Genomic DNA, 14294 nt, shown 5'->3' on the forward strand with positions numbered 1-14294 from the left:
CATTTCGCAGGCAGGACTTGCAGGCGGGACACACCGGAAAGGGGGGCTGAATAATGCCGCCTGGCGCCCTTCTATTGGCGGGCGAACGCGCCTATATTCCGGCGTCTTTTCCGAGAGGTAGGAATGTTTCGATCGACCCGGACTGCCGTGCTCACGGCATTGTGCATAGCGTTTTCAGCCCACTTCAATCCGGCCGCCGCGCAGGACCGTCGTGTCCCGTCCTCGCCCGCCGAGCTGCGGCTGTCCTATGCGCCGATCGTGCAGCGGGTGCAGCCGGCCGTCGTCAACGTCTACGCCGCCAAGGTGGTGCAGAACCGCAATCCGCTGCTGGACGACCCGATCTTCCGCCGCTTCTTCGGCGTGCCGGGCCAGCAGCCCGAGCAGATGCAGCGCTCGCTCGGCTCCGGTGTCATCGTCGATGCCTCCGGCCTCGTCGTCACCAATGTCCACGTCATCGAGGGTGCGGACCAGGTGAAAGTATCGCTGTCGGACAAGCGGGAATTCGAGGCCGAGATCCTGCTGAAGGATCCGCGCACCGATCTCGCCGTGCTGCGCCTGAAGGACACCAAGGAGAAGTTTCCGACCCTGGACTTCACCAATTCCGACGAACTGCTGGTTGGCGACGTCGTGCTCGCGATCGGCAATCCCTTCGGCGTCGGCCAGACCGTGACCCACGGCATCATCTCGGCGCTCGCGCGCACCCAGGTCGGCATCACCGACTACCAGTTCTTCATCCAGACCGATGCGGCCATCAATCCCGGCAATTCCGGCGGCGCGCTGGTCGACATGAGCGGAAAGCTCGCCGGCATCAATACCGCGATCTATTCGCGCTCCGGCGGCTCGCAAGGCATCGGCTTTGCGATTCCCGCCAACATGGTGCGCGTCGTCGTCGCCTCCGCCAAGAGCGGCGGCAAGGCGGTGAAGCGGCCGTGGCTCGGGGCAAAATTGCAGGCGGTGACGCCCGAGATCGCGGAGAGCCTCGGCCTGCGTTCGCCGACCGGCGCGCTGGTCGCAAGCGTGGTCTCGACCGGCCCCGCGGCCAAGGCCGGCCTGAAATCCTCCGATCTCATCACCGGGATCGACGGCCAGGCCGTCGATGATCCCAACGCCTTCGACTACCGTTTCGCCACGCGTCCGCTCGGCGGCACCGCGCAGATCGACGTGCAGCGCGGCGGCAAGCCGCTCAAGGTCACGATCGCGCTCGAGACCGCCCCTGACTCCGGCCGCAACGAGCTCGTCGTCACGGCGCGTTCGCCGTTCCAGGGTGCGAAGGTCTCGACCATCACGCCGGCAGTTGCCGACGAGCTGCATCTGGACGCCGACACCGAAGGCGTCGTGATCACCGATCTCGGCGGCGACAGCGCGGCTGCGAATGTCGGCTTCCAGAAGGGCGACATCATCCTCGCCGTCAACAACCAGAAGATCGGCAAGACCACCGACCTCGAAAAGGCGGCGGGCGAGCGGCCGCGGATCTGGCGCATCACGCTGGTCCGTGGCGGCCAGCAGATCAGCGTCACGCTGGGCGGATGAGCCCGAAGCGCCCACAGGAGACCCCAACTCTCTTTGCCGCGGCGGGGCTCGATCACGAGGCACCGCATCCGCTGCCGGACCGGCTGCGCCCGCGCGCGCTGTCGGAGGTCGTCGGCCAGGACCATATCCTCGGTCCCGACGGTGCGCTGACGCGCATGCTGGAGACGCGCACGCTCGGCTCGCTGGTGTTCTGGGGCCCGCCCGGCACCGGCAAGACCACGGTGGCGCGGCTGCTGGCGGATGCGACCGATCTGCATTTCGAGCAGATCTCCGCGGTGTTCTCCGGCGTCGCCGATCTGAAGAAGGCGTTTGACGCCGCGCGCGCCCGCCGCGAGATGGGCAAGGGCACGCTGCTGTTCGTCGACGAGGTGCATCGCTTCAATCGCGCCCAGCAGGATTCGTTTCTGCCGGTGATGGAGGACGGCACCGTCGTGATGGTCGGCGCGACCACCGAAAACCCGTCCTTCGAGCTCAACGCGGCGTTGCTCTCTCGTGCGCGCGTGCTGGTGTTTCGCTCGCTCGATGCCGCCGCGATCGAAAAACTGTTCGCGCATGCCGAGGAGGTCGAGGGCCGCAAGCTGCCGCTCGATGACGAGGCACGCGCCGTGCTGGTGCGCATGGCCGACGGCGACGGCCGGGCATCGCTGACGCTTGTCGAAGAGGTCTGGCGTTCGGCGCGGGCGGACGAGATTTTCAACGCGGCGCAGTTGCAGGAGATCCTGCAGCGCCGCGCGCCGATCTACGACAAGTCGGCCGACGGTCACTACAACCTGATCTCGGCGCTGCATAAATCGGTGCGGGGCTCCGATCCTGATGCCGCGCTGTATTACCTCGCGCGCATGCTCGATGCCGGCGAGGACCCGCTGTTCCTGGCCCGCCGCGTCGTACGCATGGCGGTCGAGGACATCGGCCTTGCCGATCCGCAGGCGCTGGTCATCGCCAATGCCGCCAAGGACGCCTTCGATTTCCTCGGCCATCCCGAAGGCGAGCTCGCGATCGCGCAGGCCGTGGTCTATCTCGCCACCGCGCCGAAATCGAACGCGGTCTACACCGCCTTCGGCACGGCGATGCAGGTCGCCAAGCAGGCCGGCTCGCTGCTGCCGCCAAAGCACATCCTGAATTCCCCGACCAAGCTGATGAAGTCGGAGGGCTACGGTGCGGCCTACGAATACGACCACGATGCCCCCGACGCCTTCTCCGGCCAGGACTACTTTCCGGAAGCCCTGGGCCGCCAGACTTTCTACGACCCGCCCGAGCGCGGTTTTGAGCGCGAGATCCGCAAGCGGTTGGATTACTGGGCCAAGCTGCGGAAGGAGCGGGGTGGCTCGCGCTAGAAACGGCCATTTCGCCGTGACGGGAGCCGGCTTTTAGGGTACGCAGGCAACCATGAGCCGCCGCATCAAGAGAATGAACCCAAAGCCCCGCTCGCGTGACGAGCGCGACGATTCGCGTCCGTTCAAGGCGCGTACTGCGAAGAAGACGGGACCACGGCTCGGTGGCAAGCCGGGTGCGAAGCCGCCGCGCTTCGCGGGCGAGCGCGCCGAGCGGCGGCCGCCCAAGGCTGCGCCCGAAGCGTCGGCGCCGGCGAAGCCCGTCGAGGCGCTGCTGCCGACCAAGGTGCAGACCGTCAAGGTAACGGCTGACGAGAACAACATGCGCGTCGATCGCTTTCTCGAAGCGCGCTTTCCCGGCCTGTCGTTCTCCCACATCCAGCGCGTCGTCCGTAAAGGCGAGCTGCGCGTCGACGGCAAGCGTGTCGACAGCAAGGATCGGCTGGAGGAGGGCCAGAGCGTCCGCATTCCGCCGTTGAAGCTCGACACGCCGAAGGCCGCCGGTGAGCTGTCGGAAGGCGCCCAAAAGACGCTTGCCGCGCTGAAGGAGATGACGATCTACGAGGACGACGACGTCCTCGTCCTGAACAAGCCGGCCGGCCTCGCCGTGCAGGGTGGCTCGGGCATGACGCGGCACATCGATCAGATGCTGGAGGTGATGCGCGATTCCAGGGGCCAGAAGCCGCGCCTCGTGCACCGCATCGACCGGGAGACCTCTGGCTGCCTGCTGATCGCCAAGACGCGATTTGCCGCCTCGCATCTGACCGGCGCCTTCCGCTCGCGGTCCGCGCGAAAGACATATTGGGCGCTGGTGCCGGGTCTGCCGAAGCCGAAGCAGGGCCGCATCTCGACCTTCCTCGCGAAGGAAGAGAGCGAGGACGACACCATCATGCGCATCGCCCAGCATGGCGACGAAGGTGCCAGCCACGCGGTGACGTACTATGCGGTGGTCGAGACCGCCGGCAACAAGTTGACCTGGGTGTCGCTCAAGCCCGTGACCGGCCGCACCCACCAGCTGCGCGCCCATATGGAGCATATCGGCCACCCCATCGTCGGCGATGCCAAATATTTCAACATCGAGAACTGGCAGCTGCCGGGCGGCCTGCAAAACCGGCTGCATCTGCTCGCGCGCCGCATCGTCATTCCGCATCCGCGCGGCGGCGTGATCGACGCCACCGCGCCATTGCCGCCGCACATGCAGCAGTCGTGGAATCTGCTGGGGCTCGATGCGAGCCGGTTTGATCCGATCGAGAACGCGCCGGAAGAGTAGGGGCGGCCGCACGGGCGAGTAAGCGGCGCGGCTAGCAACAATCAAAGCCGTCATGCCCCGCTTTCGCGGGGCATGACAGCGGTGTTCACTTCCGAAACTGCTCCAGAAACATCCGCAGACTGTCATGCGGGCTCTCGACATCCGTGATCAGCCATCCCTCGGGTCCGTTGACCAGGACGAAGTTCAGCGTGACCTTCCGCCCGCGATTGTCGAAATTCGCCGCGACATAGGTCTTGTCGTATTGCCTGCGAACGACCGTGATCGCGACCGGGCCGAGCTTCCAGTTCGGGCTCTGCACCAGGAAGTCGTAGGGCTCGACCCTCGGCGCGCTCCAGGCCTTGCGCAGGCTGGGGTCGAAGAATTGCCGGGCGGCGGCGGCATCGCGCGGCAGGCCTTTTGACAGTTCCGGCGCGCCATCGCCGTAATGCGCGTAGACATTGCGGACCAGCGATTCCGGGGTGCGGAAACCGGCGTCCGCCGCGGCCAGCCAGAGCCCGGCGAGAAGGGTCCCAATGCCCGCAAGTTCCCTCATGCCTTGCCGCTCGCTTTATCAGCCGCCGGTCTTGGCTTACAAGCCTAGCATTCAGAGACCGAAGGCCGAAACGAGATGCGCGAATTGTTCGATGAGGTTGCGGGGCGGTCCCCGCTCGATCCGCAGGAGGCGGTGAGGCAGGCCGCGCGTCCGCCGCAGCGCAAGCGCTTCTACAAGGAGGCGGGCGTGGCCGAGGCCGAGGGCGGCTTCGCCATCACGCTGGATGGCAGGCCGATCCGGACGCCATCGGCCCGCCAGGTGGTGATCCCGTCGCGCGTGCTGGCCGATGCGGTGGCCGCGGAATGGGCGGCCCAGGGCGAGACGATCGATCCCGTGACCATGCCGCTGACTCGGATCGCCAACAGCGTCGTCGAGGGGGTCATCGATCGCGTCGAGCTCGTAGCCGACGACCTTGCAAGATACTTCGAGACCGACCTGCTGTTCTATCGCGCCGGCCACCCCGAAGGGCTGGTCGCCCGCGAGGCCACGCATTGGGACCCCGTGCTGTTCTGGGCCGCGGAGGCGCTGGGCGCGCATTTCATCCTGTCCGAGGGCATCATGCATGTGAAGCAGCCGGACGAGGCCGTTCAGGCCGCCCGCGCGGCTCTGCCCGGGGATGCCTGGTCGATCGCGGCGCTCCACGTGGTCACGACCCTGACCGGTTCGGCGCTGCTGGCGTTGGCGCTCGCCCATGGTGTGCGCGATGCCGGCCAGGTCTGGGCCGCCGCCCATGTCGACGAGGACTGGAACGCCGAGAAATGGGGCGTGGACGAGGAGGCGGCTGCCCGCCGCGCCGCCCGCCTGAAGGATTTTCAGGCCGCCGTGGCGGTTCTGGCGGCCGTGAAGCCGCAGGCGGCCGAAGGTCCTTAACGAGAGGTTTACGAGGGCGGCCTTAGGGTGGGACCAGCGTTCCCTGGGCCCCTGAAATGCCAACGCCGATAAGCTCGATCGTTCCGGTCAGTGCCGCCAGCCCCGTGGCCGATGCGGCGACGCCCGTGCTCCAGGCCGGCAGCGTCGTGGATGCGAGGGTCGTCAGCGTGATGGCCGACAATCTGGTGCGGATCGCAATCGCCAATCTGTCGATGGACGTGATGTCCGAGGTGTCGCTGACACCGGGGCAAAATCTCCAGCTCGCAGTGTCGCAGAACGACGGCACCACCAGGCTCGCCATCATGAACGGGGCAGGCGAGGCGGCGGCTGACCAGATCACGCTGACGCCGCGGGCGGCTTCGCTCGTGGACGGCCCGCCGCTTGCGCCATCTGCCACCACCGCACGCAACACGCTGACGCCGTTGGAGCAGGTCGCCGTCACCGTGGCTTCGGCCGAGGCGGTCACAAAACAGGGCAGCCAGGCGCCGCTGTTCGCCAATCTCGCCTCCGTCGTCACCGGCAGCGATCTGCCGGTGGGACTGAAGCAGGCGGTGCTGGACGTGCTGGCGCAGCAGACGCCGCTCAACACCGCCCTCGATGGCGGCGATATCGAATCCGCCTTCCAGAAGTCCGGCCTGTTTCTCGAGGCCTCGCTCGCTGCAGGTACAACGCCGTCCTCCGGCGCGATGCCGGACCTGAAGGCCGCGCTGCTGGTGCTGCGCCAGACATTGGCCACGCTTGAGACCGCCGCGCCACAGGCGCAAGGAGCCGCGCTCGCTACGGCGGGGACATCGCAGACCACCGCCGTGCCAGCTCAGGCAGCATCGCCGTCGACCGATCTCGATATGGCCCAACAGCCGCAGATGCCGCGCAGCGCCAATCTCGCAGCCGCTGTGCTCGCCGACATCGCCGGCGGCGCTCCGCAGGCTGCGATGCCGCGAACCATGTCCGCCGGCCTTGCCGCGGCCCTTCTTCAAGAGGTCACGCAAAACCTGCCGCGCCTGACCGGCAATGTGCCCGGCTCGAACAAGGCCGTGCCGGATGGTCACCTCTTCGAGGCCGCGGCGCGCGCGACACCGCCGCCGTTCCGCGGCGCGCTGCCGGCGCCGCAGGCGATCGCCTCGCCATCGCTCGCGCCGGATACGCCGCTCTCCGCAACGGTGCATCGCCTGCTCGACGACACCGATGCCGCGATCGCGCGTCAAACGCTGCTCCAGGTCGCCTCGCTGCCCGATCGCACCGACGCCTCCGGCCATCGCATCGACCCGACCGTGCCGCAATGGAATTTCGAGATTCCCTTTGCGACCCCGCAGGGCACCGCGATGGCGCAGTTCGAGATCTCGCGCGATGGCGGCAACGAATCCGCCGATCCCGCCAAGCGCGCTTGGCGCGCGCGCTTCACGCTCAATGTCGAGCCGGCCGGCCCGGTGCGCGCGCTGATCACGCTCAACGGCGACAAGACTTTTGTGCGGATGTGGGCGGAGCGGCCGGCGACCGCGCAGCAGCTCCGCGCCGGCATCGGTGAGCTCAATCAGGCCCTGACGCGGGCGGAGCTCAAGCCCGGCGACATCCTGGTGCGCGACGGCACGCCGCCGCAGCCGGCGCCGGCCCGCGCCGGCCACTTCCTGGACCGCGCAACATGAGCGATCCATCCAAGCTCGCCATTGCGCTGCATTACGAGAAGGGCGGCAACGCGCCCGTCGTCGTCGCCAAGGGCAAGGGCACGATCGGCGAAAAGATCGTCGAGATCGCCAAGGCCAACGACATCCCGATCGAAGAGAACGAGATCCTGGCCGGCGCGCTCTCCAAGGTCGAGCTCGGCGAGGAGATCCCGCCGGATCTCTACAAGGCCGTCGCCGAAGTGCTGGTGTTCGTGCTGCGGCTGTCGGGGCGGGGCGGTAGAGCCTGATCCGGACCCGAAGGGCCGCGTTAGCGCAAAGTGTGCAGCGGTTTTCCGACAAGCTCAGGAAATAACCTGTCATCGTTTCACCACGATAGCGGCTGCATGGTCGCGGCCATCTTCATTGCTCAACGGATACCGCTCTTGCTGACCCGCCGTTCCACCCTCGGCCTTCTCGCCGCAGCCGCCACCGTGCCGCAGCGCGCGTTCGCCCACGTCGCGCCGCCGCGCAACGAGATCCGCGACAGCCTGGCAAAGCGGTTCACCGATCTCGGCACATCGGGGACCTTCGTCGGCTACAAGGTCGAGGACTATCTGATCGTCGCCAGCGACAAGGAGCGTTCCGGCGAAGCGAAGCTGCCGGCCTCGACGTTCAAGATCCCGAACTCGCTGATTGCGCTGGAGACCGGCGTCGTCGCCGACCCCGACAAGGACGTATTCCCCTGGGACGGCGTGAAGCGGCCGATCGAGGCCTGGAACAAGGACCACACGATGCGCAGCGCCATCGCGGTCAGCGCCGTGCCGGTCTATCAGGAGATCGCGCGCCGGATCGGGCAAGAGCGGATGCAAAAATATGTCGACATGTTCGACTACGGCAATCGCGATATCGGCGGCGGCATCGACCAGTTCTGGCTCACCGGCAATTTGCGCATCGATCCGGTTGAGCAGGTCGATTTCGTTGACCGGCTGCGCCGCCGCGCGCTGCCGATCGGCAAGCGCAGCCAGGACCTCGTCGCCGACATCCTGCCGGTGACCAAGGTCGGCGACAGCGTCATCCGCGCCAAATCCGGCTTGCTCGGCGCCGAGCGCGGCGAGCCGTCGCTCGGCTGGATGGTCGGCTGGGCCGAGAAGGGCGAGGCGCACACCGTGTTCGCGCTCAACATGGACTGCAAGGAGCCGCGTCTCGTCGGCGAGCGCATGCCGTTGACGCAAGCCTGCCTTGCCGAGATCGGCGCGATCTAGCTGGCGCGCACGAACCTGCTAGCATCCTTCCGACCAAACAAAAGAAAACGTCGGGAGGACAAAATGAATTCAACGCCACTCTGGCTGTCGTCGCTCACGTTGGCCGCCGCCGGCGGCTGGCTCGCAGCCACGATGTTTGCCGCACCCGCCACCAGCAAGGAGCCGCGCTTTCCGCAGCTCACCATCGACCAGCTCGACGCCAAGCAGAAGCCGCTAGGCGAGCAGATCATGAAGGTGTCGAGCGTCGGCATCGGCGGGCCCTACAATCCGATGATCCGCAGCCCCGTGCTCGGCCAGCGCCTGTTCGACCCTGTTCTACTATCTGCGCTGGGAAACCTCGGTCCCGACCAAGCTGACTGAGTTCGCGATCCTGATCATCGGGCGGCAGTGGCGCTCGCAGGTGGAATGGTTCGCGCACGCGCCGCTGGCGGCCAAGGCGGCCCTGTCGCCTGATATCATCGCGGAGTTGAAGGCCAACAAGCGCCCGTCGAAGATGGCCGAGGACGAGGCGGTGGTCTACGATTTCGTCACCGAGCTCACCACGACAAAGAAGGTCAGCGACGAGACCTATGCGCGCGCCAAGAAAACTTTCAATGATCAGCAGATCGTCGATCTCACCGCGCTCGCCGGCAATTACGTGATGGTCGCAATGCTGCTGGCGATGGCGGAGGAGACGGTGCCACCGGACAAGCAGGAGCCGTTCAAGCCGGGTGAGCCGTAAGGCTCGTCCTCGTTGTCGGGAGCGCAACTCTCGCCAACGTCATTGCGAGGAGCCCGCGACAAAATTGCGAAGCAATTTTGCGCTGGTGCGACGAAGCAATCCAGACTGCCGCTGCGGAAAGATTCTGGATTGCTTCGCTGCGCTCGCAATGACAGAGAATGTGGCGGTGACGTCGCCTATCCCAGCTTGAACAGCGCTTGCAAGAACTCCACCACCGCCTTGCGCGACTCCGCGGCCGTCGCGGGATTGCCGCCGACATGCGGGTTGAGCTCGACGCATGCATCCTTGTAGGTGAAGGGCGCGTTGGTGTCGCCGTTCATCAGCACGCCGCCGTCGCCCTCCTTGATATGGCAGTTGCGCACGGTCTGCGCGTTGGCCGACACCGCAACGGTGCTGACGCCGAGCAGGCCGCTGTCGAAGCCGTGGGCGCTGTCGGGGTATTCGGTCAGCACCACATCACGCCCGGCCGTCTTGAGCCGTCCGACGAACGCCTTGCAGCTCGTCACGGGATTGTAGTCGTCGGGCGTGCCGTGGAAGATCCGGATCGGGCGTGCGGCGACCTCGCTGTCGCTTTGATACGTCGTCGAGCAATCCGGATAGAACGGGATGTAAGCCGCGAACTGCACGCCGGACTTGTTCCAGAGCTTGTTGAAGCGATCGAGGCTCGCATAGAGCGTCGCCTGTCCGCCGCGCGAGAAGCCCATCAGCACGATACGATCAGGATCGACGCGGGGATGCTTCGCAAGAATCTCCAGCGAGCGGTAGATGTCGACGATCAGGTTGAGGCGGCCGAGCAGGGCCTGGTTCGGCCCCACCACCGTCAGCCCGCGGCCGGTGAAACCGTCGATCACGAAGGTCGAGATGCCCATGGCGTTGAAAGCGTGGACCCAGGCCTCGGTGGTGGCGCCGACGCCGCTCGAGCCGTGCATCAGCACCACGACGGGAAGTTTGCCGGTGCCCTGGGCGACGCGGAATTCGCCGGCGACGGTCACCGGCTTGCCGGCCGCCGCATCGCCGCTGAGGAATTGCTGGTCGGAAAGGGTGAGCGAGGGGATCGGGTAGATCTCGGCGCGGGTGGCGACTTCCTTGGGAAGCGCCTGCGCGACGGCAGCGCCGCAGGCGAACGGGCTCGACACGCACAGTGCGATAAGCGCCGCAACGGTGCGCCAATTGGTGACCATCGTGATCCCCCCTATGATTTTCATGAAGTAGAACAACGGACCTGCGCGCTGTCAAATTGATGCGCGACTGCTCAGGCCTTGTCGGCCGTCTTCTTCATCAGCGCCTCGTCGATCGCAAAGCCGCCGATCGCGCTCATCGCCTGCGAGATCACGTCACCCCTGCGGGCAAAGCCGGCGGAGAGGACATCGAACTGCGTGCGTGCCAGACGCAGCACCTCGAGCGGCACCGAGACCACGGTGTCGTTGAAGCTGTCGACGGAGGCGCGCAAGCCGTCGAGCTCGGCGGTGAGCTTGCCGATATGGCTTTCCGCATCCTGCATCAGGCCGAGCAGCTTGCCGCGCTCGGCGTCGAACGCCGCGCGCTCGGCCGCCGCGGCCGCGGTCACCTCGGCAAGCTGGGTCCCCAGCGCCGCGATCTGGTTGAACATGGCGCTTGAGGCGAGCGCGGTCGTCTCGCGCAGCTCCACAAGGCGCTTGTTCTCTTCCTGTTGCTCGTGAAACAGCCGTTCGGCGGACATCGCCCGTTGCTTGAGCGATTCGATCAGCGCGGCCGCGCGCAGCAGCGTCTCGCCGTTGCGCCCCGAGACCATGCTGGCCATCCGCCGCAGGAAGTCGGTGGTTTCGGACGGGCTGTTCGGCGGCAGAGGGACGACCGTGGCGGACATGGGTGATGCTTGCAGCCAGACGTGGTGACCGCCGCCGTACCGACTGAGCTCACGCAACATTCGGCGCCTGATCGTGGAGGGAGCAAGCCTGAATCGGCCGGCCCGGTCAACCGGCGGGGCCGACAAAAAGGCGGCAATCCCCTCAGGCGTCTTTCTGGCGGCCGATCCGCCCGAGATGGGTGAAGCCGAACCCGGCCGAATATTTCAGGCCATAGCCGAGCGCCCGGTCGATGCCGATATGGGCGAGCCAGATCAAGGCGATGGACAGCGTGAGCGGCGAGGCGAAGCCGAAGCCCAGCGTCAGCAGCGTCACCGGCGCCATGTAGCTGTGGGCGGCATTGTAGACCAGCGCCCCGAATCTGGCGTCGGCCAGGTACGCCAGGAAGCTCAGATCGGGGACAAAGAAGAGCAGGGCGAACACCAGCCACGAGCCGTCCCAGGAGGCGTAGAGCATCACCATCCCCGTGAACAGGGTCAGGCCTTCCAGCCGCAGCAGGATCTTGACGCCGCCGGTCGCCGCGCCCGTCTCGGCCGTTATCTCATCCATCGTCGTCTCCCAGGCAAAACTTTGTAATTCCTTGCGCTTTCCCGCTGCGGCAAGGCAGCCCTGCGGCGCCGAAAGCGGCTTCCCGGCCCGCAAAATGCCGTGTTAGAACCCCCGGCAATCGCATTTAGGCTAAGAACTGGCGGGAGCAAATGAAGAATATCCTGGACGCCCTTGAAGATCGTCGCGCCGGCGCAAAGCTCGGCGGCGGGGAGAAGCGCATCGAAGCGCAGCACGCCCGCGGCAAGCTGACCGCGCGCGAGCGCATCGAGCTCCTGCTCGACAAGGGATCGTTCGAGGAGTTCGACATGTTCGTCGAGCACCGCTCCACCGAGTTCGGCATGGAGAAGACCAGGGTGCCCGGCGACGGCGTCGTCACCGGCTGGGGCACTGTCAACGGCCGCAAGACCTTTGTCTTCGCGAAAGACTTCACGGTGTTCGGCGGCTCGCTCTCCGAAACACATGCGCTGAAGATCACAAAACTCCAGGACATGGCGATGAAGGCGCGGGCGCCCATCATCGGCCTCTATGACGCGGGCGGCGCCCGCATCCAGGAGGGCGTTGCCGCGCTCGCCGGCTATTCCTATGTGTTCCGCCGCAACGTGCTCGCCTCGGGCGTGATCCCGCAGATCTCCGTCATCATGGGTCCCTGCGCCGGCGGCGACGTCTATTCGCCTGCCATGACCGACTTCATCTTCATGGTGAAAAACACCAGCTACATGTTCGTCACCGGCCCCGACGTGGTGAAGACCGTCACCAACGAGGTCGTCACGGCGGAAGAGCTCGGCGGCGCCTCGGTGCACGCCACGCGCTCCTCGATCGCGGACGGCGCCTTCGAGAACGACGTCGAGACGCTCTTGCAGATGCGGCGCCTGATCGACTTCCTGCCGTCCAACAACACCGACGGCGTGCCGGAATGGCCGAGCTTCGACGACATCGGCCGCGTCGACATGTCCCTGGACACGCTCATCCCCGACAATCCGAACAAGCCCTACGACATGAAGGAATTGATCCTGAAGGTCGTGGACGAGGGCGATTTCTTCGAGATCGCGGATGCCTTCGCAAAGAACATCGTCACGGGCTTCGGCCGCATCGCCGGCCGCACCGTCGGCTTCGTCGCCAACCAGCCGATGGTGCTGGCCGGCGTGCTCGACTCCGACGCCTCGCGCAAGGCCGCGCGCTTCGTCCGCTTCTGCGACGCCTTCAACATCCCGATCGTCACCTTCGTCGACGTGCCGGGCTTCCTGCCGGGCACCGCGCAGGAATATGGCGGCCTGATCAAGCACGGCGCGAAGCTGCTGTTCGCCTACTCGCAGTGCACCGTGCCGCTGGTCACCATCATCACCCGCAAGGCCTATGGCGGCGCCTTCGACGTCATGGCCTCCAAGGAGATCGGCGCCGACATGAACTACGCCTGGCCGACCGCCCAGATCGCGGTGATGGGCGCCAAGGGCGCGGTCGAGATCATCTTCCGCGCAGACATCGGCGACCCCGACAAGATCGCCGCGCGCACCAAGGAATACGAAGACCGCTTCCTGTCGCCGTTCATCGCAGCCGAGCGCGGCTACATCGACGACGTCATCATGCCCCACTCGACCCGCAAGCGGATCGCCCGGGCGCTGGCGATGCTGAAGGACAAGAAGGTGGAAACGCCGGCGAAGAAGCACGACAATTTGCCGTTGTGAAGACAAGTAGCCCGGATGGAGCGTAGCGAAATCCGGGTTCTTAACCCAAGTGCCGCATGTCGCTGATGTCCGAAGACGATCCGGCCGACGAGATTTCCGACATCGAGGATCGGATCGAGGCGCTAGCCGAGGTCGCGGAGCGGTGCCGGAAATACATTCTGGCATCCAAGGTCGCGATTGGTAGCGGTGCAGCGTTGCTGCTGATCACGATCCTCGGCCTGCTAGGGACGGGGCAGACCGCTGCCCTTGGATCGATTGCCCTGGTGCTGGGCGGGATCGTGTCACTCGGCTCGAACGTCAGCACGTTGCGGCAGACGGATGACTCCATCCGCGCTGCGGAGGCACTTCGCGCGCAGCTGATCGGTAGGATCGACCTTCGGATGGTCAGCGATGCGCCTATGAAACTGATGTGACGGCGGCGTACGCATAAGGACGAGCGCGCAGCGTGGGACTTGGCCGCCGTAGCTTGACGGGCGAAGGTTGAGCACCGCGGCGCGATATCAGCCGGCCGCTAGCCGCTTGCAATCGCCTCCCGGTGGCCTACCATGCGTTGCGTGCCTACCTTGAAGGAGCGCAGCCATGGAACTCACCGTGGTGCCCATCGTCAAGCCGGACGCCGCCAACTTCATCTTCGGCCAGTCGCATTTCATCAAGACCGTGGAGGACCTCCACGAGGCGCTGGTGGGGGCTGTCCCCGGCATCCGCTTCGGGCTGGCCTTCTGCGAGGCCTCCGGCAAGCGGCTGGTGCGCTGGTCGGGGAATGACGAAGCCGCCATCGCGCTTGCACGCGACAACGCAATGGCCATCGGCGCCGGCCACACCTTCCTGATCTTCCTGGGCGAAGGATTCTTTCCGGTCAACGTGCTGGCCCAGGTGCGCGGGGTTCCGGAGGTCTGCCGCATCTACTGCGCGACGGCCAACCCGACTGAGGTGATCGTCGCACAAACAGAGCAGGGGCGTGGCGTGCTCGGCGTGGTGGACGGCGCCTCGCCCTTGGGCATCGAAGCCGACGCCGACATTGCGTGGCGGAAGGATCTGCTGCGAAAGATCGGCTACAAGTTGTAGCAGCCGGATGACGTCGGAAGCGAGCGGCCTGCATCGA

The 14294-nt window shown here is 66.2% G+C and carries 16 protein-coding genes; 12 read left to right on the plus strand and 4 right to left on the minus strand.

The window, feature by feature from the left end:
- The first annotated feature begins 123 nt into the window (after nucleotides 1-123).
- Genes BJ6T_RS21255 through BJ6T_RS21265 form a run of 3 tightly spaced genes read left to right on the plus strand, consistent with a single transcriptional unit; the run spans nucleotide 124 to nucleotide 4131 of the window.
- Entirely contained in the window at nucleotides 124-1530 is a 1407-nt protein-coding gene (locus tag BJ6T_RS21255; RefSeq protein ID WP_014494520.1) for a DegQ family serine endoprotease, read from the plus strand.
- Nucleotides 1527-2864: a replication-associated recombination protein A gene (locus tag BJ6T_RS21260; protein WP_014494521.1), complete on the plus strand. Its 1338-nt coding sequence runs from the start codon at nucleotides 1527-1529 to the stop codon at nucleotides 2862-2864. Before BJ6T_RS21255 ends, BJ6T_RS21260 begins: the two co-directional genes overlap by 4 nt.
- A 52-nt stretch (nucleotides 2865-2916) precedes the next feature.
- Nucleotides 2917-4131 (plus strand): RluA family pseudouridine synthase, encoded by a 1215-nt coding sequence (locus tag BJ6T_RS21265; protein WP_014494522.1) that lies wholly within the window; start codon nucleotides 2917-2919, stop codon nucleotides 4129-4131.
- An 85-nt stretch (nucleotides 4132-4216) separates the two neighbouring features.
- On the opposite strand, the gene BJ6T_RS21270 is transcribed toward BJ6T_RS21265, so the two are convergent.
- Entirely contained in the window at nucleotides 4217-4663 is a 447-nt protein-coding gene (locus BJ6T_RS21270) for a hypothetical protein (protein ID WP_014494523.1), read from the minus strand.
- A 75-nt stretch (nucleotides 4664-4738) separates the two neighbouring features.
- Between BJ6T_RS21270 and BJ6T_RS21275 the strand changes: the two genes are divergently transcribed.
- The 6 genes from BJ6T_RS21275 (at nucleotide 4739) to BJ6T_RS49695 (ending at nucleotide 9117) form a co-directional block, all read left to right on the plus strand.
- Complete coding sequence (locus BJ6T_RS21275) at nucleotides 4739-5533, plus strand: ATP12 family chaperone protein (protein WP_014494524.1); 795 nt, start codon at nucleotides 4739-4741, stop codon at nucleotides 5531-5533.
- A 56-nt stretch (nucleotides 5534-5589) separates the two neighbouring features.
- A complete protein-coding gene (fliK, locus tag BJ6T_RS21280; RefSeq protein ID WP_028169910.1) occupies nucleotides 5590-7176 on the plus strand; it encodes a flagellar hook-length control protein FliK in 1587 nt (528 codons plus the stop codon).
- Nucleotides 7173-7442: an EscU/YscU/HrcU family type III secretion system export apparatus switch protein gene (locus tag BJ6T_RS21285; RefSeq protein WP_014494527.1), complete on the plus strand. Its 270-nt coding sequence runs from the start codon at nucleotides 7173-7175 to the stop codon at nucleotides 7440-7442. The genes fliK and BJ6T_RS21285 overlap by 4 nt, the downstream gene beginning before the upstream one ends.
- Nucleotides 7443-7538: 96 nt before the next feature.
- Nucleotides 7539-8396 (plus strand): penicillin-binding transpeptidase domain-containing protein, encoded by an 858-nt coding sequence (locus BJ6T_RS21290; RefSeq protein ID WP_014494528.1) that lies wholly within the window; start codon nucleotides 7539-7541, stop codon nucleotides 8394-8396.
- Nucleotides 8397-8459: 63 nt separating this feature from the next.
- Nucleotides 8460-8756: a hypothetical protein gene (locus BJ6T_RS49690; RefSeq protein ID WP_014494529.1), complete on the plus strand. Its 297-nt coding sequence runs from the start codon at nucleotides 8460-8462 to the stop codon at nucleotides 8754-8756.
- 40 nt (nucleotides 8757-8796) lie between these two features.
- The gene (locus tag BJ6T_RS49695; protein WP_014494530.1) at nucleotides 8797-9117 is read left to right on the plus strand and encodes a carboxymuconolactone decarboxylase family protein; all 321 of its coding nucleotides are present in this window, start codon (nucleotides 8797-8799) and stop codon (nucleotides 9115-9117) included.
- 176 nt (nucleotides 9118-9293) lie between these two features.
- Here the strand turns inward: BJ6T_RS49695 and BJ6T_RS21300 are convergent, their stop codons facing one another.
- The 3 genes from BJ6T_RS21300 to BJ6T_RS21310 form a co-directional block, all read right to left on the minus strand.
- Nucleotides 9294-10298: a dienelactone hydrolase family protein gene (locus BJ6T_RS21300; RefSeq protein WP_014494531.1), complete on the minus strand. Its 1005-nt coding sequence runs from the start codon at nucleotides 10296-10298 to the stop codon at nucleotides 9294-9296.
- 71 nt (nucleotides 10299-10369) lie between these two features.
- The gene (locus BJ6T_RS21305; RefSeq protein WP_014494532.1) at nucleotides 10370-10963 is read right to left on the minus strand and encodes a hypothetical protein; all 594 of its coding nucleotides are present in this window, start codon (nucleotides 10961-10963) and stop codon (nucleotides 10370-10372) included.
- Nucleotides 10964-11105: 142 nt separating this feature from the next.
- Complete coding sequence (locus BJ6T_RS21310; protein WP_014494533.1) at nucleotides 11106-11510, minus strand: DUF4260 domain-containing protein; 405 nt, start codon at nucleotides 11508-11510, stop codon at nucleotides 11106-11108.
- Between the two features lie 149 nt (nucleotides 11511-11659).
- Here BJ6T_RS21310 and BJ6T_RS21315 point away from each other — a divergent pair, with 149 nt between their 5' ends.
- From BJ6T_RS21315 to BJ6T_RS21325, 3 genes are all read left to right on the plus strand, one after another.
- Nucleotides 11660-13192, plus strand: coding sequence for an acyl-CoA carboxylase subunit beta (locus BJ6T_RS21315; RefSeq protein ID WP_014494534.1), 1533 nt, complete (start codon nucleotides 11660-11662; stop codon nucleotides 13190-13192).
- Between the two features lie 65 nt (nucleotides 13193-13257).
- Nucleotides 13258-13605, plus strand: coding sequence for a hypothetical protein (locus tag BJ6T_RS21320; protein WP_028169908.1), 348 nt, complete (start codon nucleotides 13258-13260; stop codon nucleotides 13603-13605).
- Between the two features lie 166 nt (nucleotides 13606-13771).
- Entirely contained in the window at nucleotides 13772-14257 is a 486-nt protein-coding gene (locus tag BJ6T_RS21325) for an adenosine-specific kinase (RefSeq protein WP_014494536.1), read from the plus strand.
- Nucleotides 14258-14294 lie beyond the last annotated feature (37 nt).

The organism is Bradyrhizobium japonicum USDA 6 (assembly GCF_000284375.1).
GTDB lineage: Bacteria > Pseudomonadota > Alphaproteobacteria > Rhizobiales > Xanthobacteraceae > Bradyrhizobium > Bradyrhizobium japonicum.

What these genes read in the sequence shown, in the direction of transcription:
- BJ6T_RS21255 (WP_014494520.1), top strand. Translation starts at nt 124, where the DNA reads ATGTTTCGATCGACCCGGACTGCCGTGCTCACGGCATTGTGCATAGCG.
- BJ6T_RS21325 (WP_014494536.1), top strand. Translation starts at nt 13,772, where the DNA reads ATGGAACTCACCGTGGTGCCCATCGTCAAGCCGGACGCCGCCAACTTC.
- BJ6T_RS21290 (WP_014494528.1), top strand. Translation starts at nt 7,539, where the DNA reads ATGGTCGCGGCCATCTTCATTGCTCAACGGATACCGCTCTTGCTGACC.
- BJ6T_RS21260 (WP_014494521.1), top strand. Translation starts at nt 1,527, where the DNA reads ATGAGCCCGAAGCGCCCACAGGAGACCCCAACTCTCTTTGCCGCGGCG.
- BJ6T_RS21305 (WP_014494532.1), bottom strand. Translation starts at nt 10,963, where the DNA reads ATGTCCGCCACGGTCGTCCCTCTGCCGCCGAACAGCCCGTCCGAAACC.
- BJ6T_RS21320 (WP_028169908.1), top strand. Translation starts at nt 13,258, where the DNA reads ATGTCCGAAGACGATCCGGCCGACGAGATTTCCGACATCGAGGATCGG.
- BJ6T_RS21300 (WP_014494531.1), bottom strand. Translation starts at nt 10,298, where the DNA reads ATGGTCACCAATTGGCGCACCGTTGCGGCGCTTATCGCACTGTGCGTG.
- fliK (WP_028169910.1), top strand. Translation starts at nt 5,590, where the DNA reads ATGCCAACGCCGATAAGCTCGATCGTTCCGGTCAGTGCCGCCAGCCCC.
- BJ6T_RS21285 (WP_014494527.1), top strand. Translation starts at nt 7,173, where the DNA reads ATGAGCGATCCATCCAAGCTCGCCATTGCGCTGCATTACGAGAAGGGC.
- BJ6T_RS21265 (WP_014494522.1), top strand. Translation starts at nt 2,917, where the DNA reads ATGAGCCGCCGCATCAAGAGAATGAACCCAAAGCCCCGCTCGCGTGAC.
- BJ6T_RS49690 (WP_014494529.1), top strand. Translation starts at nt 8,460, where the DNA reads ATGAATTCAACGCCACTCTGGCTGTCGTCGCTCACGTTGGCCGCCGCC.
- BJ6T_RS21310 (WP_014494533.1), bottom strand. Translation starts at nt 11,510, where the DNA reads ATGGATGAGATAACGGCCGAGACGGGCGCGGCGACCGGCGGCGTCAAG.
- BJ6T_RS21270 (WP_014494523.1), bottom strand. Translation starts at nt 4,663, where the DNA reads ATGAGGGAACTTGCGGGCATTGGGACCCTTCTCGCCGGGCTCTGGCTG.
- BJ6T_RS21275 (WP_014494524.1), top strand. Translation starts at nt 4,739, where the DNA reads ATGCGCGAATTGTTCGATGAGGTTGCGGGGCGGTCCCCGCTCGATCCG.
- BJ6T_RS21315 (WP_014494534.1), top strand. Translation starts at nt 11,660, where the DNA reads ATGAAGAATATCCTGGACGCCCTTGAAGATCGTCGCGCCGGCGCAAAG.